Below are 19,931 nucleotides of genomic sequence, written 5' to 3' on the forward strand. Positions count from 1 at the left end.
CACGAGCCCGGCGATAACCTGAAGGAGCCCTATGAGACGGTGCACATGGACCGGAACGGTGGAACAAGCCCGGGGGGATACGGGCCCACCAATCCTCAGTCCTTCAGGAGGCGGTCATCGCGACCGCCTCCTGACTCGTTAAGGGACCCCGGCCGGCAGGAGCACCGCGGGATGACGGGGCGGAGGATCCGTGCGAGTCTCGGGGCATGCGAGAACTCGTGGTCCTCGGCACCGCCTCGCAGGTCCCCACCCGTGAGCGCAACCAGAACGGCTACCTGCTGTTGTGGGACGGCGAGGGGTTCCTGTTCGATCCCGGCGAGGGAACCCAGCGGCAGATGACCCTCGCGGGCGTGGCAGCCAGCAGGATCAGGCGGATCTGCCTGACCCACGTCCACGGTGACCACTGCTATGGGGTGCCCGGTGTCCTCTCCCGCATGGCGCTGGACGGCGTGGAGCACCCGGTGCACCTGCACTATCCGGTCTCCGGGGAGCCCGTGGTCCGGGCGCTGGTCTCCCTGGCCTCCGGCCGGCTCGACCTCCGGCTGCACCCCCACGGGGCGGCCGGGGAGGTGGCTCCCGGCCTGGCGGTCCGGCCCCTGCGCCATCGCATCGAGGCCTACGGCTACCGCCTCGAGGAGCCGGACGGGCGAACCCTGTCCCGGCAACGGCTCGCGGCCGCCGGCATCGGCGGTCCCGACGTCGGCCGGTTGCAGCGGGACGGCGTGCTGCGCGGCGTCTGCCTGGAGGACGTCAGCGAGTTCCGTCCCGGCCAGCGGTTCGCCCTGGTCATGGACACCGCCCCGTGTGCCGGTGCCGAGGACCTGGCGGACCGGGCCGACCTGCTGGTCGCCGAGTGCACCTTCGCCGATGCCGAGGCCGGCCTGGCCCGGGACTACCGGCACCTGACAGCCGGGCAGGCCGGTTCCCTGGCGGCCGACGGCGGTGTGCGCACCCTGCTGCTGACCCATTTCTCCTCGCGGTACCAGGACCTGGAGCCCCTGCGCCTGCAGGCCCGGGCTCGGGCGGGGGGGTGCCGAGGTCAGGGTGGCCCGGGACCTCGAGCGGTGCCGGCTTCCGAGGCGTCGGCCAGCCCGCCCCTGACCACCCCGGAGGGTGGCGGCCCGGTTCATTCCGGTTCCCACCGCAGCAGGTCCCCGGGCTGGCACTCCAGGGCCTCGCACAGCGCCTCCAGGGTCGTGAACCGCACGGCCTTGGCGCGGCCGTTCTTCAGGACGGCCAGGTTCGCCGGGGTGATGCCCACCCGCTCCGCCAGCGTGCCCACGGCCATCTTGCGCCGGGCGAGCATGACGTCGATGTCCACCACGATGGGCATCAGATCACCTCGTCGAGCTCGGACCGCAGGGCGCGGGCCTCGGCGTCGCGGTCCACGGCCTGGGCCAGGAGCGTCCGCTGGACGTAGACCACCAGCGCCACCCCGGCCACCACGAGAGCCGCGCCGCAGACCAGGCCGACCACCCCCGGCGCCGCCGCGGTCGGGGCCAGCACCACGGCGACCCCGAGGACCAGGACCGCCGCCGCGGCGATCGCGGCGATGATCGCGTCCACGTACCGGAACGCGGCGGGGGAGAAGACCGTGCCCCTCCGGACCATGGCCAGCAGCCGCCAGACGCAGACCGCCACGACCTGCAGGGTCACGATGCCCAGCACCACGAGCACCACGAGGCTGACCCGAAACCAGTCCGGGGCACCGGCCAGGTCCGCCCAGAACAGGGGCACCATGACCACCTGGACGACGAGCGAGCCCGCCAGGGCGAGGGCGAGCACGCCGCGCAGGGCGAGGACGGTGATGGTCCGCATGACAACTCCTCAGATCGACTGTCGAGAACAATCTATCGTCATTCGATAGCTGGTGCGCGCGGTGCGGTGGTCGCGCCCACCGGCGCCGCGGGACACAATGGTCAGGTGAGAGACGCGCCGCACCAGTCACAGCCGCCGTGGGAGTCCGGATCCGGGCATGGGGCCGGGAACGAGACCGGGACCGGACCCGACGCCGGCCGCGGCCCGGGCGCCGTCGTCGCCGTGCGCGTGGGCCGGGTCCAGCGGCAGCAGTGGAACGGCCGCGAGCTGTCCACGGCGGCCGCGAAGGACGTCGTCGAGGGGCCGGTGCGGGTCTCGGCCGCGGGCCTGGCCGGTGATGAGCAGGGAGACACCCGGCATCACGGGGGGCCCGAGAAGGCGATCCTCGCCTACGCGCAGGAGAACTATGGCGCCTGGCGGGCCGAGGGCCTCGACATCGCGGAGGGCGGGTTCTTCGAGAACCTGACCGTGGCCGGCTGGCCGGAGGCCGCGGTGCACGCCGGGGACGTGTTCCGCATCGGCGAGGTCCTCGTCCAGGTCAGCCAGCCCCGGCGCCCGTGCACCACGCTCTCGGCCCGGTGGGCGATGCGCGAGCTGCCCCAGCTCGTCCAGCGGACCGGCCGGTCGGGGTACTACCTGCGCGTCCTCGAACCCGGTCAGGTCCGCGCGGGCGACCCGATGACCCTGGTCCGCCGGGTGGACGGATCCGTCTGCGTGGCCGAGATCAACCGCGTCATGAACGTGGACCGGAGTGACCGCGAGGGCATCGCGCGCCTGCTGGCCTCCCCGGAACTGCCGCAGGCCTGGCGCAGGGGCCTGGAACGCCGACTGGGCGGGGTCTTCGAGGACGACTCCGCGCGCCTCGGCACCCCCTGAGGGAGACACCCGGCCGGATCGCGCCAGTACGCTGGGCTCATGCCGGAGACACCGTCCACACCGTCCCCCGACCAGGCCTCCGCACGTCCGTTGACGCTCCTCTGGTTCCGCGACGACCTGCGCGTGGCGGACCACCCGGCCCTGACGGCCGCGCGGGAGGCGGGAGCCGTCGTCGGGCTCTGGATCCGGGAGGTGCGGGACGGCGAGGGGCGCGGACCCCGGCCGCTGGGCGGGGCCACGCGCTGGTGGGCCCACCGGTCCCTCGAGGCACTGGCCACCGAGCTCGACGAGCTGGGCATCCCGCTGGTGTTCGCCGCCGGGCCCGCGGCCGAGGTGCTGCCCGCGGTGGCCACCGGGCTCCAGGCCACGGCCGTGACGTGGAGCCGGCGCTATGCCCCGGCGTCCCGTGCCCTGGACACCCACCTGAAGGACGGGCTCCGGGCCGCCGGGCTTGAGGTCCACAGCCACCCGGGTTCCCTGCTGGTGGAGCCGTGGGAGGTCAGCCCCGGATCCGGCGGCCACTACAAGGTGTTCACCCCGTTCTGGAAGGCCGCCGCGGACCTGCCGGTCGGGGCGCCGCTGCCGGCGCCCGAGCCCCAGGACCCGCCCGCCGGGCTGTCCGCACGCCTGGATCGGCTGCACCGGGACGGCACCGTGGTGCCGCTGGGCCAGCTGGACCTGCTGGACGAGGACCCCCGGTGGTGGGAGGAGACCGTCGCCCGGTACTGGGAGCCCGGCTGCGTCGCCGCCGGGGAGGCGCTGGCCGGCCTGGAGGAGTCGGTGACCGGGTACAGCACCACGCGGGACGTCCCGGGCGATGACCACGGCACCTCCCGGCTCTCCCCGCGCCTGCGCTTCGGGGAGCTCTCCCCCCGTCAGCTGGTGCACGCGGTCACCGCGCATCCCGATCTGGGGGCCCCGGAGAACGAGGACCGCCGCGCCTGGGTGCGCCAACTGTACTGGCGCGAGTTCTCCTGGCACCTCACCTACCACTGCCCGCCGCTGGAGTCCGAGCCGCTGCGGCCGGAGTTCCGTGCCTTTCCCTGGGAGCCCGACGACGACGCGCTGCGGGCCTGGCAGCGGGGGCGCACGGGGGTGCCCCTCATCGACGCCGGCATGCGCCAGCTCTGGCAGTCCGGCTGGGTGCACAACCGGGTGCGGCTCGTGGTCGGCAGCTTCCTGGCCAAGAACCTCCTGCACCCCTGGTGGGACGGGGAGCAGTGGTTCTGGGACACCCTGGTGGACGCGGACGAGGCGAACAACCCGGTGTCCTGGCAGTGGGTGGCCGGCTGCGGGGCGGACGCCGCCCCCTACTTCCGGGTGTTCAACCCCGAGACCCAGCGCGAGCGGTTCGACCCGGATGGTGTCTACGTGCGCCGGTGGGTCCCCGAGGCGGTGGAACCCCTCAGCGGCTACCCCGAGCCCATCGTGGACCTGAAGGAGTCCCGCCGGCACGCCCTGGACGCCTACGAGGAGATGAAGAACGCCGCGTCCTGAACGCTGGGGCCCACCGGCGGGAGACGACGGCCCCCGACGGCGTCAGGGCCCGGGGGTGACCCCGAGGACCAGGTCATCGCCCTCGGCGGGGTCACCGCGCCCGTCGGTGTTGTTCGTCAGGACCCAGAGCGCACCGTCCGGCGCCACGACGGCATCGCGCAGCCGGCCGTACTCGCCGGACCAGCGGGTGGCGGACGTGCCCGGGTCCGCCACCGGAACGGTCCGCAGGACCTCACCGCGCAGGTTCGCGATGTACAGCATCCCCTCCAGCGCGGCCATCCCGCTCGGACTGGCCTCGGCCGGGGACCACTGCTGGACCGGGTCGATGAACTCCCCCTGCGCGCCGGAGCCGCCGCCCGCGATCCCCTCGACCTCCGGCCAGCCGTAATTGCCGCCGGGCTCGATCACGTTCAGTTCGTCCCAGGTGTTCTGCCCGAACTCGGTGGCGAACATCGTGCCGTCCTCGGCCCACGCCAGCCCCTGCACGTTGCGGTGGCCCGAACTGTAGACCGGGGAACCGGGGTCCGGGTTGTCCTCGGGGACCGTGCCGTCCGGGGCCAGGCGCAGGATCTTCCCCGCGAGGGATGCCGGGTCCTGGGCGCTCGCGCGATCACCGGCGTCACCGGTACCGGCGTAGAGCATCCCATCGGGTCCGAAGGCGATCCGCCCGCCGTTGTGGTTGCCGGCGGCGGGCAGGCCCTCGATGATCGTCTGCGCCGGGCCCAGGCCCAGGCCTCCCGCCTGGCCGGTGAGGGCGAAGCGCTGGATGCGGTTGCCCCCGGCGGCGGTCGAATAGGCGTAGAGCCACCCGGCTCCGCCGCCGTCGGACAGGACGGCCAGTCCCAGCAACCCGCCCTCGCCCCGGTGGACGACCCCCTCGACCGTGCCGACCTCACGCGTGCCGGCCCGCTCGGTGCCCACCCCCGTCAGTTCGAGGACCGTGCCGTCGTCGCGCTGGCTGACCAGGGCGGCGCCCCGGTCCGTGAAGACGATCGACCACGGCGCGTCGAGCCCGCCCACCACCGTCCGCGGTTCGGAACCCATCCGGGGGGCGGCGTCCGCAGCGGCGTCTGCTGCGCCACCGGTCGTCGGGGCGGCACCACCGGCGGACGGCGGGCCGGGACTGCCGGCCGGTGCCGGGGTCCCACCGGTGCCGCCACCGGGCGCGCCACAACCGGCCAGCAGCACGGCGGCGGCCAGTCCGAGGGCGCAGCGGGAGATCCTCCGGTGACTCGTCACGGGGTCAGACGACCTGCCGCTCCTGGGTGACGAACGCATGGGAGGTGGCGAAGTCCACGAACTTGGCCTCGTCCTCGAGGAGCCGTCCGGCGGCCTTCTCCCCGTCCGGGCTCGAGAGCGCGGCCACGAGGTCCTCGAGGGACTCCCACCAGACCTCGGACGTGCCGTCCGGGGGCGTCTCCAGGGACATGCCCCGGGCCCTGGCGAACGCGGTGTTGACGGGCGTGTCCAGTGGGCGGCTCTGGACGTACCTGGTGAAACCGAGCACCGGCTGGAGTTCCCTCATCAGGTCCGCGTGCCCCCCGGACCAGTACTCGTGGAACTCCTCCGGAGTCAGTTCGGGGCGCCGGCGGGCAACGTAGACGAGCTTCACGGCCATCTGGGTCCTCCTGGTCGATGCGGCGTGCGAGGGATGATCCCCGGTCCGATGATCCCCGCTGCGCCGCCGCCGCCGGTAGGTTTCGGGCGCGCGGTCAGGGGCCCCGGGCACCGGCAGCACCCTCTCCTCCACGCTCCGCACGACCCGCGCCCACGGCAGCTGGGGGCGGTGGTCCACGTGCCGGGGTCCCATCGCATCCTCACCGTGGGGGAGCGGGGTGCCGGTGCCCGCTGCCCCGGCCGAGTTCCCAGTTGCCCCCGCCATGGCCACCGTCACCCCCGGTGACGGGCAGGGCCTGGCCGGTGGCCGACGTCGTGGTCTCGACCTCCGCGATCAGAGAGGCGAACCACGCGGTGTACCGAGGGTGGACCGGTTCCGGGTCCGGGGTCCCGACACGGTCCAGGATGAGGGCCGCCGCCTCGGCGGGAGTGGTGCCGGCAGTGACCTCGCCACGGCCGACCAGGGTCCGGTCCGCCGTGGAGTAGCGCAGCACGCGCGACTCGTCCCGAGGGGTGTCGAAGGGGACCGGGTCGCCCGGCCGCAGGTTCCCCGCCGTGGTGATCGCGATCCGCCAGTGCGCGCCCGAGGGGTCCATGCCGGGCGCGAACCGCAACTGCTGGTAACCGCGGCGGTACAGCTCGCGCAACCCCTGCAGGACCCGTAGCGGCGTGCTGACCCCGAGGGCTGTCCGCACGGCCCGGAAGGCCTGGTCCCCGTGCGCCACGAGGTAGGCCTCCCGGACGTCGGTACGCGCCAGGGCGATGGTGTCGACGGCGGTGCGGACCGCGTCGTGGAGGGGCCAGCCGAAGATGCCGGAGCTGAGCAGGGGGAAGGCCACCGTCCGGGCGCCGAGGGCGTCCGCCACCTCCAGGCTGCGGCGGTATCCCGAGACGAGCAGGGCCCGGTCCCGCTGTCCGGACCGGTGGTCCGGCCCGACCGTGTGGATGACCCACCGGGCCGGCAGGTCCCCGGCCGTGGTCCACGCGGCGTCCCCCGTGCCGAGCCCGTGGGGGTACCAGAGGCGGGTCTCGGCCAGCAGGCCCGGCCCCCCGGCGGCGTGGACCGCACCGTTCACGCCGGCCCCACCGCCCAGGGAGGTGTTGGCCGCATTGACGATCGCGTCCACGGTCGTCCGGGTGATGTCACCCTGGAGGGCGATGATGGCCGGCATGGGGCCAGTATCCCCGGGGACGGGGGCGCCTGGCGAGGACGGGGCCTCCGTCCACGGCCGGTCCACCCCGGCCTCCGCTCACCGGCCGGGACCGGCGTCAGGAGGCGGCGGGCGCCTGTACCCCGCGGTCGGTGCTGCGCCCGCCGTGGCCCTGCGCGATGATGATCACCTGCAGGATGGCGGCCAGGCCCGCGGCGATGCCGAAGGCGACGAAGAGCGAGCCGGCACCGTAGCCGTTGTTGAGCAGGAAGCCGGCCACGAGCGGGGCCGTCACGGCGCCGAGGCGGCCGACGCCGAGGGCCCAGCCCAGGGCGGTGCCGCGCAGGTACCCGGGGTAGTGGTTGCTGACGGCGGCGATGATCAGGCACTGGGTGCCGTGGGTGCCCACGCCGGCGACCATCAGGATGACGTACACCAGCCACACCGGCGGGGAGAACAGCAGCGCCAGCAGGGCCACGCCGGCCAGGGCCGCGGCGACCACGCCGGACTTCACGGCGCCGTACCGGTCGCCGGCCCAGGCGGTGACGATGGATCCCATGACCGCGCCGATGTTCAGGGACAGCGAGAACGTCAGCGCCGAGCCGAGGTTGTATCCGAGGGACTCCATGGCCCGCGGCAGCCAGGTGCCCAGGCCGTACCAGGCGAACAGGGTCGCCAGCGTGGCCAGCGCGAACATGATCGAGACCAGCAGGTAGGGCTGGCGCAGCAGCCCGGCGTATCCGCCGACCCGTTCCGGGGACGCCGAGGCGGTGCCCGCGGCGGCGCCCTTCCGGGCACGGTCCTCCGAGGCGAGGGTCTCGGGCAGGTACGCGAAGCCCAGCGGGACCACGACCACGAGGGCGATGGCGGCGACCAGGAACATGGACGGCCAGCCCAGGGCGGGGATCATCGGGATGCCGATCAGGGCTGCCAGCGATCCGCCGATCGGCACACCGGACATCATCAGCGTGGCGATGGAGGAGCGCCAGCGGTCCGGGACCAGCTCGGCCACCATGGCGTTGGCGGAGGGCACGAGACCGCCCAGCCCGATGCCCGCCACGAGGCGGAAGGCGCCGAAGACCCATGCGCTGGGCGCGAACGCGCAGAGGATGGTGAACACGGAGAAGGTGATGGCGCAGGCCAGGATGGTGCGACGCCGGCCCAGGGCGTCGGCCAGGCGGCCGGCGAACAGGGCGCCGATCATCATGCCCACGAAGGCCATCGAGCCCACGACGCCCAGCCCGGCGTCCGTCAGGCCCCAGTCCGTGTCGTTCACCAGCGAGCTCTGGACCGTGCCGAAGACGATCAGGTCGTAACCGTCGAACACCACCAGCAACCAGCAGACGAGCACGGCGATGGTCGCCTGGCGGCGCGTCAGCGCGCCGGGGGTGCGAGGAGCGGTGTGAGACGTCCTTCCGCCCCGCGCGGGGCGTGAAGTGTCGGGAGTGGGCTGGATCATAGGTTCCACTGTGAGGTAGATGACGCTTCAAATGCCAGAATGATCTGCTGTGCAGAAGAATACGCCGCTTCGGCAGAAACCGAACTATCCCGTCGAGTCCGTCGACCACGCGCTGGCCCTGATGGAGATGGTGCGCGACTACGGCAGGGTGCGCCTGAGCGTGGCCGCCCGCCTGCTCGGCGTCTCGGTGTCCACCGCCCACCGGCTCATGGCGATGCTGGTCTACCGGGGGTACGCGGTGCAGGACGCCTCCCGCCGCTACGTGCCGGGCCCGGCCATGGGACTGCCGCCGGCCGGGGTGTCCTGGACGGTCGAGGTCCGGCGGCGGGCCCACCCCCACCTCGAGGACCTGGCCCACGCCACCGGTGAGACCACCAACCTGCTGGTGCTGGCGGGAACCGACGTGAGGTTCATGGCCTCCGTCGAGGGTCACCGCCCGGTGCGGGTGGGGGACCGGCAGGGCGTCGTGCTGCCCGCGGCCGGGGTCTCCGCCGGCAAGGCGATGCTGGCCGCGATGGACCCGGCCGACGTCGAACGGGCGTACCGGCGCCGGGCCGAACAGGACGGGACCGCCTTCGACGCGCGCGCCCACGCCAGGCTCGCCACCGAGCTGGAGGCCGTGCGCCACCGCGGCTTCGCCTCGAACGACGAGGGCACGGAGGAGGGCATCTGCGCCGTGGGCATGGCGATCCGCGACGGCTCGGGTGCCGCCGTCGCCGGGCTGAGCGTGGCGGTGCCGCACCAGCGGTACCGCCACGCCCTCGAGACCGGCCTGGTCGACGAGGTGCGGCGCGCGCGGGAGGCGATCGAGGCGGGCCTCGCCGATTTCACCGTCGCGGGCTAGGTGCGGCTAGTCCGTCCAGTACTGCCCGTTGGCCGCGCGCACGTATCCGGGGATCCGGAACAGGTCGATCAGCACGAGCAGGAGCACGAGGGCGCCGAACAGGAATCCGATGCCCCAGGACGCGCTGGTCAGCCCCACGACGGTGAGCACCGCGTAGGCGACCCCGGGACCGGGATGCCCCAGGTAGAAGCGGTGCGCACCGAGCAGCCCGAGCAGGACGCAGAGCACGTAGGCGACCCCGAGGCTCCGCGGGGCAGCCGGCGTCCTACGCCTCACGCGGGACCAGGGCCAGCACGCGGGAGGGGCTGCCGCTGCCGCCCACGATCGGCAGGGGCGCCACGACCACCACGGCTCCGCGGGCCGGCAGCCGGGAGAGGTTCTGCAACGAGGTGATCCCGTACTTGTCCGAGCCCATGAGGTGGTAGTGCACGGGGAAGGGCGGTTCGAGCGCGGCGGCGTTGCCGGCGTCGATCCCCACCGTCTCCACGCCGAAGCCGGCGATGTCCGTGCACGCCAGCCACTCGGCGCAGGCCGCGGAGAGCCCGGGGGTGTGGGACCCGGTCTCATCGGCGTTGAGGAACGCGGCCCGGTCCTGGGCGTACCGGTCCCAGCCGGTGCGGTACAGCACCCATCCGCCCGCGGGCAGGGGGCCGTGCTCGGCCTCCCAGGCGCGCACGTGCTCCACCTCGAGGAGGAAGTCGGGATCGGCGGCGGCCTCGGCGGAGAAGTCCAGCACCACGGCAGGTCCGATCAGCCGGGGCAGCGGGATGTCCGCCACGTCGTGGCTGTCCCGGCCGGAGATCCAGTGGATCGGGGCGTCGATGTGCGTGCCGATGTGCTCACCGGTGTGGATGTTGGCGTGCCGCCAGAAGGGGCCGGGCTCGTCGTAGGCGCTGACGGTCTCCAGGGAGAAGTCGATGAGGTTCGCGAACGGCTCGGGCAGCTCCAGGGTGGGGGTGGTGCCGCTCAGCCGGTTCGTGAGGTCCACGATCTCCACCGACCCGGTGGCCAGGGCCGCGAGCAGCCCCTTGAGGGCGTCGGCAGGGGCGGGGGATCGGGGAGTGTCGGCGGTCATGAGGACATAACATCACGACGGGGGACCGGACCAGAGCAATGGAGGAAACATGACCCGAACCGTGGCGGACGTCGTCGGACAGGCACTGGCGGCCCTCGGGGCCGGACACGTCTTCGGGGTGGTCGGCTCCGGCAACTTCGCGGTGACGAACGCCCTGCGCCGGTCCGGGGTGCCCTTCACCGCCGCTCGGCACGAGGGCGGTGCGGCCACCATGGCCGACGCCTACGGCCGGATGTCCGGACGGGTCGGGATCGTCTCCACCCACCAGGGCTGCGGCCTGACGAACGCGGTGACCGGGATCGGCGAGGCCGCCAAGTCCCGCACCCCGATGATCGTGCTGACCGCCGACGCCGCCGGTTCGGCCGTGCGCTCCAACTTCAGGATCGACCAGGACGATCTCGCCCGCAGCGTCGGCGCGGTCCCCGAGCGGGTCCATTCCCCGGCCAGCGCCGTGGCGGACACGGTCCGTGCCTACCGCACGGCCGTGAACGAGAGGCGCACCGTGGTGCTGTCCCTGCCCACGGACGTCCAGTCCCAGCCGGCCCAGGGCGCGCCGGACGCCGGGCACGACGTCGGCCCGTTGCCTCCCCGTGTCCCCGTCCGGCCCGGCGCCGCCGCCGTCGAGGACCTGGCAGGGCTCATCCGCGCCGCCCAGCGTCCGGTCTTCATCGCGGGCCGGGGCGGCCGCGGGGCCGGACCGCAGCTCTCGGCCCTCGCCGAGGCGACCGGTGCGCTGCTGGCGACCTCCGCCGTCGCGCACGGGCTGTTCGAGGGCAACCCCTACAACCTGGGGATCTCCGGGGGGTTCTCCTCCCCGTTCGCGGCGGAGATGATCGCCGGGGCCGACCTGCTCATCGGCTGGGGCTGCGCGCTGAACATGTGGACGATGCGCCACGGGCGGCTGATCGGGCCCGATGCGACGGTGGCCCAGGTGGACGTCGAGGACGCCTCGCTGGGTGCGCACCGGCCGATCGACCTCGGGGTGCTGGGTGACTGCGCCGAGACCGCGACCTCGGTGCTCGAGGCCCTGCGGGGGACCGGCGGCGGGATCGCGTCGATGGCCGGGGCCGGCCAGTCCGGCGGGGGCCATCACTCGGCGGGCTACCGGACCCCCGGGATGGCCGACCGGATCGCCGCCGAGGCCCGCTGGGGCCAGGTCGGGACCGGGGACCTGTCCACGGGCGAACTGATCGACCCGCGGGTGCTCTCCCGCAAGCTGGACGCGATCCTGCCCGCCGCGCGGCTGGTGTCCGTCGACTCCGGCAACTTCATGGGTTATCCGAGTGCGTACCTGGGGGTCCCGGACGAGTTCGGCTTCTGCTTCACCCAGGCCTTCCAGTCCATCGGCCTGGGACTGGCCACCGCGATCGGGGCCGCCGTGGCCCGGCCGGACCGGTTGCCGGTGCTGGGCACCGGGGACGGCGGGTTCCTGATGGCGATCGCCGAACTGGAGACCGCAGTGCGGCTGGGGCTGCCGTTGGTGGTGATCGTCTACAACGACGCCGCCTACGGCGCCGAGGTGCACCACTTCGACGGCGAGCCCTTCGACTACGAGCCGGTGACGTTCCCGGTCACGGACATCGCCGCGATCGCCCGCGGTCACGGGGCCGAGGGCGTGACGGTCAGGTCCGTGGCGGACCTGGACGCGGTGCGGGCGTGGGTGGCCGGGCCCCGGACCGCCCCGCTGGTGATCGACGCCCGGATCGCCTCCGACGGCGGCGCCTGGTGGCTGGCCGAGGCGTTCACCGGGCACTAGGACGCGGGCGGCCGAGGTGGTGCGACGGCACCCCCTCGTGGATGACACCACGGCGACACGCCGTGCCGGAGGGTGATCCGGACCCCTTTTCCGGGCCCTCCGTCTGTGCACAACGAGCGGGCGCGCTGTCCACATCCTGTGGAGCACCGGCCCTCGGTCACCGTCGATCGGCGTGATTCCGCCGATCCGGGCGCGTGCCGCCACCGCAGGCTCATCCACACGGGCTGTGGACCGGCTGGGGAAACCGGGGGCACGGCCCCAAGCCATGATGTTGTGGTTGGTGCGATCGAGGACCACTAGATGTAGTATCTAAGTCATGACTTCGGTGCAGCGCCCAAGCGGCCGCACCAGGCTCCACAGACATCCAGAATCACGCAGATTCGCAGAATTCCATCCATGTATGCCCGTCGCTCCGGCCCTGCCGGAGGCGGTCACCGAAGACAGGGGAACATCATGACCGTCACCGTCTACTCCAAGCCGGCATGCGTCCAGTGCAACGCCACCTACCGCGCCCTGGACAAGAAGGGCATCGCCTACGAGACCGTGGACATGTCCCAGGATGCCGACGCCCTGGAGCGCGTGCGCGCCCTCGGGTACATGCAGGCACCCGTCGTCATGACCGGTGACGACCACTGGTCCGGCTTCCGCCCGGACAAGATCGAGGAGCTGGCCTCCGCCCTCGCCTCCTCGGTGGCCTGAGGCCCGAAGGAGACACCATGACGAGCGCGGTCAGCGAGAGCAGGCCGGTGGGCGCCGCGGATCCCCAGGACCCGCGTCCCACGGATGCCCGGCTGGTCTACTTCTCCTCCGCCTCCGGCTACACGCACCGCTTCGTGACCAAGCTGGGCTTCGGCGAGGGGGAGACCGCGCGGCTCCCGCTGATGACCCGGGAACCCACCCTGCTGGCCACCCGGCCCTTCGTGCTGGTGGTCCCCACCTACGGCGGGGGAGACGGCAAGGGGGCCGTGCCGAAGCAGGTCATCAAGTTCCTGAACGTCAAGGCGAACAGGGACCTCCTCCAGGGCGTGATCGCCGGGGGGAACACGAACTTCTACGAGGCGTACTGCCTCGCCGGGGACATCATCTCCCGCAAGTGCGGAGTCCCCCTGATGTACAGATTCGAACTCATGGGCACGCCGGAGGACGTCACGGCCGTGCGTGAAGGATTGGAAGGTTTTTGGGCATGACAGTCACCGAACAGGACATGATCAGGTCGGCCAAGCAGCTGCCGGCGGCCTGGCAGAACCTCGGCTACCACGAGCTGAACGCCATGCTGAACCTGTACGGCCCGGACGGGAAGATCCAGTTCGAGGCCGACCACGCCGCCGCACGGCAGTACTTCCTGCAGCACGTCAACACCAACACGGTCTTCTTCCACGACCTGGACGAGAAGCTGGCCTACCTCGTGGACAACGACTACTACGAGGCCTCGACGCTGGACCAGTACTCCGCCGAGTTCAAGCACTCGCTGTGGGACCGCGCCTACAAGCTGAAGTTCCGCTTCCCCACCTTCCTGGGCGCCTTCAAGTTCTACACCTCGTACGCGCTGAAGACCTTCGACGGCAACCGCTACCTCGAACGGTACGAGGACCGCGTGTGCATGGTCGCCCTGCACCTGGCCCAGGGCGAGGAGCAGCTCGCCACCGACCTGGTGGAGGAGATGATCGGCGGCCGCTTCCAGCCGGCCACGCCCACCTTCCTCAACGCCGGCAAGGCCCAGCGCGGTGAGCTCGTCTCCTGCTTCCTGCTGCGCATCGAGGACAACATGGAGTCGATCGCCCGCGGCATCAACTCCTCCCTGCAGCTGTCCAAGCGCGGCGGTGGCGTGGCCCTGTCGCTGACGAACATCCGTGAGCACGGCGCGCCGATCAAGCAGATCGAGAACCAGTCCTCCGGCGTCATCCCCGTGATGAAGCTCCTCGAGGACTCCTTCTCCTACGCCAACCAGCTCGGTGCCCGCCAGGGTGCCGGTGCGGTCTACCTGCACGCCCACCACCCGGACATCTACCGGTTCCTCGACACCAAGCGGGAGAACGCGGACGAGAAGATCCGCATCAAGACCCTCTCCCTGGGCGTGGTCATCCCGGACATCACCTTCGAACTGGCCAAGAAGAACGAGGACATGTACCTCTTCAGCCCGTACGACGTGCAGCGCGTCTACGGCAAGCCCTTCTCCGAGATCTCGGTGACGGAGAAGTACTACGAGATGGTCGACGACGCGCGGATCAAGAAGACCAAGATCAACGCGCGGGAGTTCTTCCAGACCCTGGCCGAGATCCAGTTCGAGTCCGGCTACCCCTACGTCGTGTTCGAGGACACAGTGAACCGCGCCAACCCCATCAAGGGGCGGATCACCATGTCCAACCTGTGCTCCGAGATCCTGCAGGTCTCCGAGGCCTCCGAGTTCAACGAGGACCTGTCCTACGCCCACGTCGGCAAGGACATCTCCTGCAACCTCGGCTCCATGAACATCGCCAAGACCATGGATTCCCCGGACTTCGGCAAGTCGATCGAGACCGCGATCCGGGCCCTGACGGCGGTCTCCACCATGTCCGAGATCGAGTCCGTGCCCTCCATCGTCAAGGGCAACGACTCCTCGCACGCCATCGGCCTGGGGCAGATGAACCTGCACGGCTACCTGGCCCGCGAGCGGGTCCACTACGGATCCGAGGAGGGCATCGACTTCACGAACATCTACTTCTACACGGTGCTCTTCCACGCCCTGCGTGCCTCCAACCGGATCTCCATCGAGACCGGCCAGCGCTTCGGCGGGTTCGAGGACTCGAAGTACGCCTCGGGCGAGTTCTTCGACAAGTACACCGACCAGGAGTGGGTGCCGGCCACCGGCAAGGTGGCCCAGCTGTTCGCGGAGTCCGGGGTGGCCATCCCCACCCAGGACGACTGGCGCGCGCTGAAGGCCTCCGTCATGGAGCACGGCATCTTCAACCAGAACCTGCAGGCCGTCCCGCCGACCGGTTCGATCTCCTACATCAACAACTCGACCTCCTCGATCCACCCGGTGGCCTCGAAGATCGAGATCCGCAAGGAGGGCAAGCTGGGCCGTGTGTACTACCCGGCGCCGTACCTGACGAACGAGAACCTCGAGTACTACGACGACGCCTACGAGATCGGCTACGAGAAGGTCATCGACACCTACGCCGCGGCCACCCAGCACGTGGACCAGGGCCTGTCCCTGACGCTGTTCTTCAAGGACACCGCCACCACCCGTGACCTGAACAAGGCGCAGATCTACGCCTGGCGCAAGGGCATCAAGACCATCTACTACATCCGGCTGCGCCAGCTCGCGCTGGAGGGCACCGAGGTGGAGGGCTGCGTCTCCTGCATGCTGTAGGGGCCGGGCGACCTCCGATCACCACCACCACCAACGCTTGAGTGAGGACGACACCACGATGATGGCTGATGCTGTCAAGACCCTCGAGACCGTCGAGGCGATCAACTGGAACCGCATCCAGGACGACAAGGACGTCGAGGTCTGGAACCGCCTGACCTCCAACTTCTGGCTGCCCGAGAAGGTGCCGCTGTCCAACGACATCCAGTCCTGGGCCACGCTGACCGAGGACGAGAAGGTCCTCACCATGCGGGTGTTCACCGGCCTGACCCTGCTGGACACCATCCAGGGCACCGTCGGCGCGGTCTCGCTCATCCCGGACTCGCTGACCACCCACGAGGAGGCGGTCTACACGAACATCGCGTTCATGGAGTCCGTCCACGCCAAGAGCTACTCCTCGATCTTCTCCACGCTGGCCAACACCAAGGAGATCGACGACGCCTTCCGCTGGTCGCAGGAGAACGCGAACCTGCAGAAGAAGGCCCGGATCATCCTGGACTACTACCACGGTGACGATCCGTTGAAGAAGAAGGTCGCCTCCACGATCCTGGAGTCGTTCCTGTTCTATTCCGGCTTCTACCTGCCCATGTACTGGTCCTCCCGGGCCAAGCTCACCAACACCGCGGACCTGATCCGGTTGATCATCCGGGATGAGGCGGTGCACGGTTACTACATCGGGTACAAGTACCAGCGCGGCCTCGAGACCCAGTCCGCAGAGCGCCAGCAGGAACTCAAGGACTACACCTTCGAGCTGCTGTTCGAGCTGTACGAGAACGAGGTCCAGTACACCCACGACCTCTACGACTCCGTGGGCCTGGCCGAGGACGCCAAGAAGTTCCTGCACTACAACGCCAACAAGGCCCTGATGAACCTGGGCTACGAGGGCATGTTCCCGTCCAGCGTCACGGACGTGAACCCGGCGATCCTCTCGGCGCTGTCCCCGAACGCGGACGAGAACCACGACTTCTTCTCCGGTTCCGGGTCCTCCTACGTGATCGGCAAGGCCGAGAACACCGAGGACGAGGACTGGGACTTCTGATAACGGGGGCACCTCGCACTCACTGAGCCACGACGGCGGAGGTGAGCACAGAAGGGGGCCGGTCCGGGCGATGCCCGGACCGGCCCCCTTCTGTCATGCCGGCACGCGCCCCGGCACAGCCCCTTCGGGGCCCATCGCCCTGGGCTCTTGGGACCTCTGGCCCAAAGATCACGGGAAGGTCACGGATAACGGTCTTGAAGGCCGAATTGGCCCCCTTCCGCGGCCCACAGTGGCGGTCATGGCCGTCCGAGCAGGCCGCGGTGCCCCGTGCACCGGACGGACGCGCGGTCGGCATATGCGGCTGATCTGCACGGATCCAGCGCCTCAGAAACGCCCGCCCGGTACAAGAACTCTCGGTGAAGAGTGATGAATTTGTGACTGACAGGGGGTAATTGCAACTGTTGCTTGATACCCTGTGCGAGGCGCAGACGTTAACACGCGCCCCACTCGCATCATGCATCACTTCTGAGGGAATCCGTCATGGCACTTCGCCCTGTCCTGCGCACCTGCGCCGTCACCACCCTGGCAGCGGCGCTGGCCGCCGCCACTGCCTTCCCGGCGATCGCCAACCCGATCGTGCCGCCGTCCGCGCCGGACCCGGCCCGGAGCGCCGTCGGCCAGCAGGTCGCCTCCGAGGTCAAGGGCGAGGAGCAGCAGACCCTCGCCGTCGACGGCATCGACCCCGAGGCGCTGCAGCCCGCCGAGCAGGACGCGACGCCCAGCGCCGATCCTTCCGCCAGTCCGAGCGGCACTCCGACCCCCGAGTCCAGCGCCGAGCCGGCCGTCGGGACCAGCGCGGAGCCGGCCGTCGGGACCAGCGCGGAGCCCAGCGCCGCCTCCGAGTCCGGGCAGCCCACCCCGCAGGCGGCGGGGACGCGTTCGGCGACGGTCTCGCTGGCCTCCGTGGTCTCCCCGGCCTCCGCGGCCAAGGCCGCACCGGGGACGGGACGGCCGACGGGGCAGGAACGGGATGTCGTCCCGGTCCCGGAGGGGATCGCGGCCAAGGCCACGGCCGAGACCGATGCCGAGACCGCTCCCGAGGCCCGGGAGCTGGCCGGGACCGCCCTGCCCGCCGAGGACACCGAGCAGGTCGCCGCGCTGACCGCCCCGGCCGAGACCATCGACTTCATCGTGGCCGGCGTGACCTGGGAGGTGCAGGACGCCGACCAGGTCACCGAGGTCTCCGTGCGCGTGCGCGAGGACGGCACCTGGACGGACTGGTCCAGCCTGGAGATCCACGACGGCGACGAGCGCCCCGGTGCGGACCGCACCGGCACCGAGCCACTGGTCTCCACCGGTGCCGACGCCGTCCAGGCCCGCGTCTCCACGGTCAGCGGCGAGGTCCCGAAGGGGTTGCAGGTCGACATCATCAACCCGGGCGTGGCCGACACCGACGGCAAGCTCAACCCGGCGCCGGCCGGTGCGCCGGAGGCCGGGGAGCCCACCGCGGACCAGGCCTCCACCGCCGCGTCATCCACCGCCGAGTTCGTCCCCGCGATGCACCAGCAGGACGGCCTGATCACCGGCACCGCCACGGCCCAGACCGTGGCCACCTCCGCCGACGTGCTGAAGCCCGCCATCGTCACCCGCGCCCAGTGGGGTGCCAACGAGTCCGTCGTCCAGGACTGGGGCCGCCCGTCCACCCAGCTCAAGGCGATGTACATCCACCACACCGCCGGCTCGAACAACTACACCAAGGCCGGCGCCTACGCCCAGATCCGCGGCATCTTCAGTTACCACGCCGTCAGCCTCCAGTGGGGCGACATCGGCTACCAGTTCCTCGTGGACAAGTTCGGCACCATCTACCAGGGCCGCCGAGGCTCCATCGACGCCCCGGTGCCGGGTGCCCAGGCGGGCGGTTTCAACACGGACACCATCGGCGTCTCCGCCATGGGCAACTACGACGTGGTGGCCGCCCCGGCCGCCATGGTGACGGCCATCGAGCGCGTTCTCGCCTGGCAGGCATACCGCTATGACGTCGACCCGAAGGGAACCACCCGGCTCACCCAGAGCGGCAAGGGGACGGCCCGCTGGTCCTCCGGCACCACGGTGACGGTCCCGACGATCCTGGGCCACAAGGTCACGAACTTCACGGCCTGCCCGGGCCGGTACCTGGACGCGAAGATCCCCTCCATCCGCACGAACGTGGATGCCCGGGTCACGCAGGCCGTACGCAACCACGGCGTCACGGTCCCCACGCTGGGCGTCCCCTCGAAGCCCGCCGACCACTATGTCCTGGACGGCAACGGTGCAGTGGCCACCGGTCGCTGGAACGCCGCGGCCGGGGCCGAGGACTACCAGATCATGTACCGGGCCGTGCCCCACGGCGGCGGGGACATCACCAGCCAGCCCTGGACCGCCGGGAAGACCGGCACGGAGACGTCAACCACCCTGGGCAACGAGCCGGGTGAGACCGCCCAGTACGCGGTGCGCTCCCGCCGCGGCGGGACCGTCAGCTCCCAGACCTACCTGGGCCAGCACACCGGACCGGTGTCCTGGACCGACGGCACCGTCCGGACCTCCGGCATGAGCCGCGTCAACCTCTCCGGCGGCGTCGGGGGCAAGGGGTACCGGGCGGCCCGCGCTGGGGCCATCCTCAACATTCCCAGCGCCTCCCGGGCCGACCGGCTGGTCGTGGCCGCCTCCGTGGGGTCGGGCACCGTGCGCGTCCGGGTGGAGAAGGACGGCACGTCCCTGGGCACCCTGCTGTTCACCTCCGGGTCGACCAAGTACCGCGCCATCGACCTGCCCACGGGTGGTGCCGGGACGGTCCGCCTGAAGGTGATGGACTCCAGGCCCATCACCTTCGCCTCGGCGGCCGTGACCCGCCCGGGCCAGAGCTCGGACACGGTGGCCCTGCACCGGGCCAGCTGCGGGCCTCAGTTCAGGGACAACCGGCCCGGTTCCGGCCACTTCACCGCCATCCAGTGGATGGCCTGCGAGAAGATCTCCGTGGGGTACTCCTCGGACCAGACCTTCCGCAAGAACCAGGACGTGACGCGCGGCGAGACCGCCCAGTTCGTCTACAAGCTCGCCGGCGTGACCCGCAAGGCCAACGGCACCTCCTTCAAGGACGTGAAGACCGCCTACGCGGATGCCATCGACTGGTTCGCGGACCGGGAGATCTCCGTGGGGTACACCGACCGCACCTTCCGGCCGAACCAGTCCGTGTCCCGCGGCGAGTTCGCGGCCTTCCTGTACCGGCTGGCCGCACCGAGCGGGTACCGGGCACCGGCCACCTCGCCGTTCCGGGACATGACCAGGAGCTCGCCCAACTACGAGGCCATCACGTGGCTGCGGAGCCAGGGCGTCACCTCCGGGTACGCGGACCGCACCTTCCGCCAGACCCAGAACATCAGCCGGGCCGAGGCCGCGGCCTTCCTCGAGTCCTTCTATGACGGGCCGCTGCAGTCGAGCGTCCTGCGGAAGATCCACGGCTGACGCCCTGCA

General features: G+C 71.2%; 17 protein-coding genes and 1 pseudogene. 10 read left to right on the forward strand and 8 right to left on the reverse strand.

What is annotated here, in order from left to right; all coding sequences use genetic code 11:
- Window positions 1-206: 206 nt before the first annotated feature.
- Window positions 207-1,101, forward strand: a pseudogene (locus GGQ69_RS05250) (ribonuclease Z).
- Between the two features lie 25 nt (window positions 1,102-1,126).
- On the opposite strand, the gene GGQ69_RS05255 reads toward GGQ69_RS05250, so the two are convergent.
- Both GGQ69_RS05255 and GGQ69_RS05260 read right to left on the reverse strand, forming a co-directional pair.
- On the reverse strand, window positions 1,127-1,333 hold the full coding sequence (locus GGQ69_RS05255) for a helix-turn-helix transcriptional regulator (protein ID WP_183525507.1): 207 nt from the start codon (window positions 1,331-1,333) through the stop codon (window positions 1,127-1,129).
- The gene (locus GGQ69_RS05260) at window positions 1,333-1,818 is read right to left on the reverse strand and encodes a DUF2975 domain-containing protein (RefSeq protein WP_183525510.1); all 486 of its coding nucleotides are present in this window, start codon (window positions 1,816-1,818) and stop codon (window positions 1,333-1,335) included. Before GGQ69_RS05260 ends, GGQ69_RS05255 begins: the two co-directional genes overlap by 1 nt.
- 105 nt (window positions 1,819-1,923) lie before the next feature.
- On the opposite strand from GGQ69_RS05260, the gene GGQ69_RS05265 reads away from it, so the two are divergent.
- Window positions 1,924-2,694, forward strand: coding sequence for an MOSC domain-containing protein (locus tag GGQ69_RS05265; protein WP_298043604.1), 771 nt, complete (start codon window positions 1,924-1,926; stop codon window positions 2,692-2,694).
- 39 nt (window positions 2,695-2,733) lie between these two features.
- On the forward strand, window positions 2,734-4,191 hold the full coding sequence (locus GGQ69_RS05270; RefSeq protein WP_183525513.1) for a deoxyribodipyrimidine photo-lyase: 1,458 nt from the start codon (window positions 2,734-2,736) through the stop codon (window positions 4,189-4,191).
- Window positions 4,192-4,233: 42 nt separating this feature from the next.
- Here the strand turns inward: GGQ69_RS05270 and GGQ69_RS05275 are convergent, their stop codons facing one another.
- The 4 genes from GGQ69_RS05275 to GGQ69_RS05290 all read right to left on the reverse strand — a co-directional run bounded on the left by GGQ69_RS05275 (window position 4,234) and on the right by GGQ69_RS05290 (window position 8,418).
- The gene (locus GGQ69_RS05275; protein ID WP_183525517.1) at window positions 4,234-5,430 is read right to left on the reverse strand and encodes a sorbosone dehydrogenase family protein; all 1,197 of its coding nucleotides are present in this window, start codon (window positions 5,428-5,430) and stop codon (window positions 4,234-4,236) included.
- A 4-nt stretch (window positions 5,431-5,434) separates the two neighbouring features.
- Window positions 5,435-5,809 (reverse strand): EthD domain-containing protein, encoded by a 375-nt coding sequence (locus GGQ69_RS05280; RefSeq protein WP_183525520.1) that lies wholly within the window; start codon window positions 5,807-5,809, stop codon window positions 5,435-5,437.
- 199 nt (window positions 5,810-6,008) lie between these two features.
- On the reverse strand, window positions 6,009-6,980 hold the full coding sequence (locus GGQ69_RS05285) for a macro domain-containing protein (RefSeq protein WP_183525523.1): 972 nt from the start codon (window positions 6,978-6,980) through the stop codon (window positions 6,009-6,011).
- A 97-nt stretch (window positions 6,981-7,077) separates the two neighbouring features.
- Window positions 7,078-8,418 (reverse strand): aromatic acid/H+ symport family MFS transporter, encoded by a 1,341-nt coding sequence (locus tag GGQ69_RS05290; protein ID WP_183525526.1) that lies wholly within the window; start codon window positions 8,416-8,418, stop codon window positions 7,078-7,080.
- A 49-nt stretch (window positions 8,419-8,467) separates the two neighbouring features.
- Here GGQ69_RS05290 and GGQ69_RS16825 point away from each other — a divergent pair, with 49 nt between their 5' ends.
- The gene (locus GGQ69_RS16825; protein ID WP_183525529.1) at window positions 8,468-9,262 is read left to right on the forward strand and encodes an IclR family transcriptional regulator; all 795 of its coding nucleotides are present in this window, start codon (window positions 8,468-8,470) and stop codon (window positions 9,260-9,262) included.
- 6 nt (window positions 9,263-9,268) lie between these two features.
- Here GGQ69_RS16825 and GGQ69_RS05300 read toward each other — a convergent pair whose 3' ends face one another.
- A complete protein-coding gene (locus GGQ69_RS05300; protein ID WP_183525532.1) occupies window positions 9,269-9,538 on the reverse strand; it encodes an NINE protein in 270 nt (89 codons plus the stop codon).
- Window positions 9,528-10,337: a cyclase family protein gene (locus GGQ69_RS05305; protein ID WP_183525535.1), complete on the reverse strand. Its 810-nt coding sequence runs from the start codon at window positions 10,335-10,337 to the stop codon at window positions 9,528-9,530. Before GGQ69_RS05305 ends, GGQ69_RS05300 begins: the two co-directional genes overlap by 11 nt.
- A gap of 49 nt (window positions 10,338-10,386) precedes the next feature.
- On the opposite strand from GGQ69_RS05305, the gene GGQ69_RS05310 reads away from it, so the two are divergent.
- The 6 genes from GGQ69_RS05310 to GGQ69_RS05335 all read left to right on the forward strand — a co-directional run bounded on the left by GGQ69_RS05310 (window position 10,387) and on the right by GGQ69_RS05335 (window position 19,922).
- The gene (locus GGQ69_RS05310) at window positions 10,387-12,093 is read left to right on the forward strand and encodes a thiamine pyrophosphate-binding protein (RefSeq protein ID WP_183525537.1); all 1,707 of its coding nucleotides are present in this window, start codon (window positions 10,387-10,389) and stop codon (window positions 12,091-12,093) included.
- Window positions 12,094-12,546: 453 nt separating this feature from the next.
- A complete protein-coding gene (gene nrdH / locus GGQ69_RS05315) occupies window positions 12,547-12,792 on the forward strand; it encodes a glutaredoxin-like protein NrdH (RefSeq protein ID WP_010145812.1) in 246 nt (81 codons plus the stop codon).
- Between the two features lie 17 nt (window positions 12,793-12,809).
- On the forward strand, window positions 12,810-13,280 hold the full coding sequence (gene nrdI / locus GGQ69_RS05320) for a class Ib ribonucleoside-diphosphate reductase assembly flavoprotein NrdI (protein WP_183525540.1): 471 nt from the start codon (window positions 12,810-12,812) through the stop codon (window positions 13,278-13,280).
- The gene (gene nrdE, locus GGQ69_RS05325) at window positions 13,277-15,445 is read left to right on the forward strand and encodes a class 1b ribonucleoside-diphosphate reductase subunit alpha (RefSeq protein WP_183525544.1); all 2,169 of its coding nucleotides are present in this window, start codon (window positions 13,277-13,279) and stop codon (window positions 15,443-15,445) included. Before nrdI ends, nrdE begins: the two co-directional genes overlap by 4 nt.
- Window positions 15,446-15,506: 61 nt before the next feature.
- Window positions 15,507-16,481: a class 1b ribonucleoside-diphosphate reductase subunit beta gene (gene nrdF, locus GGQ69_RS05330; protein WP_029139402.1), complete on the forward strand. Its 975-nt coding sequence runs from the start codon at window positions 15,507-15,509 to the stop codon at window positions 16,479-16,481.
- Between the two features lie 480 nt (window positions 16,482-16,961).
- Window positions 16,962-19,922 (forward strand): S-layer homology domain-containing protein, encoded by a 2,961-nt coding sequence (locus GGQ69_RS05335; RefSeq protein WP_183525547.1) that lies wholly within the window; start codon window positions 16,962-16,964, stop codon window positions 19,920-19,922.
- Window positions 19,923-19,931: the final 9 nt, after the last annotated feature.

It is taken from the genome of Micrococcus sp. TA1 (assembly GCF_014199555.1).
GTDB lineage: Bacteria > Actinomycetota > Actinomycetes > Actinomycetales > Micrococcaceae > Citricoccus.

Coding starts and splice junctions, on each gene's coding strand:
- GGQ69_RS05255 (WP_183525507.1), bottom strand. CDS start 1,333: ATGCCCATCGTGGTGGACATCGACGTCATGCTCGCCCGGCGCAAGATG.
- GGQ69_RS05260 (WP_183525510.1), bottom strand. CDS start 1,818: ATGCGGACCATCACCGTCCTCGCCCTGCGCGGCGTGCTCGCCCTCGCC.
- GGQ69_RS05270 (WP_183525513.1), top strand. CDS start 2,734: ATGCCGGAGACACCGTCCACACCGTCCCCCGACCAGGCCTCCGCACGT.
- GGQ69_RS05280 (WP_183525520.1), bottom strand. CDS start 5,809: ATGGCCGTGAAGCTCGTCTACGTTGCCCGCCGGCGCCCCGAACTGACT.
- GGQ69_RS05285 (WP_183525523.1), bottom strand. CDS start 6,980: ATGCCGGCCATCATCGCCCTCCAGGGTGACATCACCCGGACGACCGTG.
- GGQ69_RS05290 (WP_183525526.1), bottom strand. CDS start 8,418: ATGATCCAGCCCACTCCCGACACTTCACGCCCCGCGCGGGGCGGAAGG.
- GGQ69_RS05305 (WP_183525535.1), bottom strand. CDS start 10,337: ATGACCGCCGACACTCCCCGATCCCCCGCCCCTGCCGACGCCCTCAAG.
- GGQ69_RS05310 (WP_183525537.1), top strand. CDS start 10,387: ATGACCCGAACCGTGGCGGACGTCGTCGGACAGGCACTGGCGGCCCTC.
- nrdH (WP_010145812.1), top strand. CDS start 12,547: ATGACCGTCACCGTCTACTCCAAGCCGGCATGCGTCCAGTGCAACGCC.
- nrdI (WP_183525540.1), top strand. CDS start 12,810: ATGACGAGCGCGGTCAGCGAGAGCAGGCCGGTGGGCGCCGCGGATCCC.
- nrdE (WP_183525544.1), top strand. CDS start 13,277: ATGACAGTCACCGAACAGGACATGATCAGGTCGGCCAAGCAGCTGCCG.
- nrdF (WP_029139402.1), top strand. CDS start 15,507: ATGGCTGATGCTGTCAAGACCCTCGAGACCGTCGAGGCGATCAACTGG.
- GGQ69_RS05335 (WP_183525547.1), top strand. CDS start 16,962: ATGGCACTTCGCCCTGTCCTGCGCACCTGCGCCGTCACCACCCTGGCA.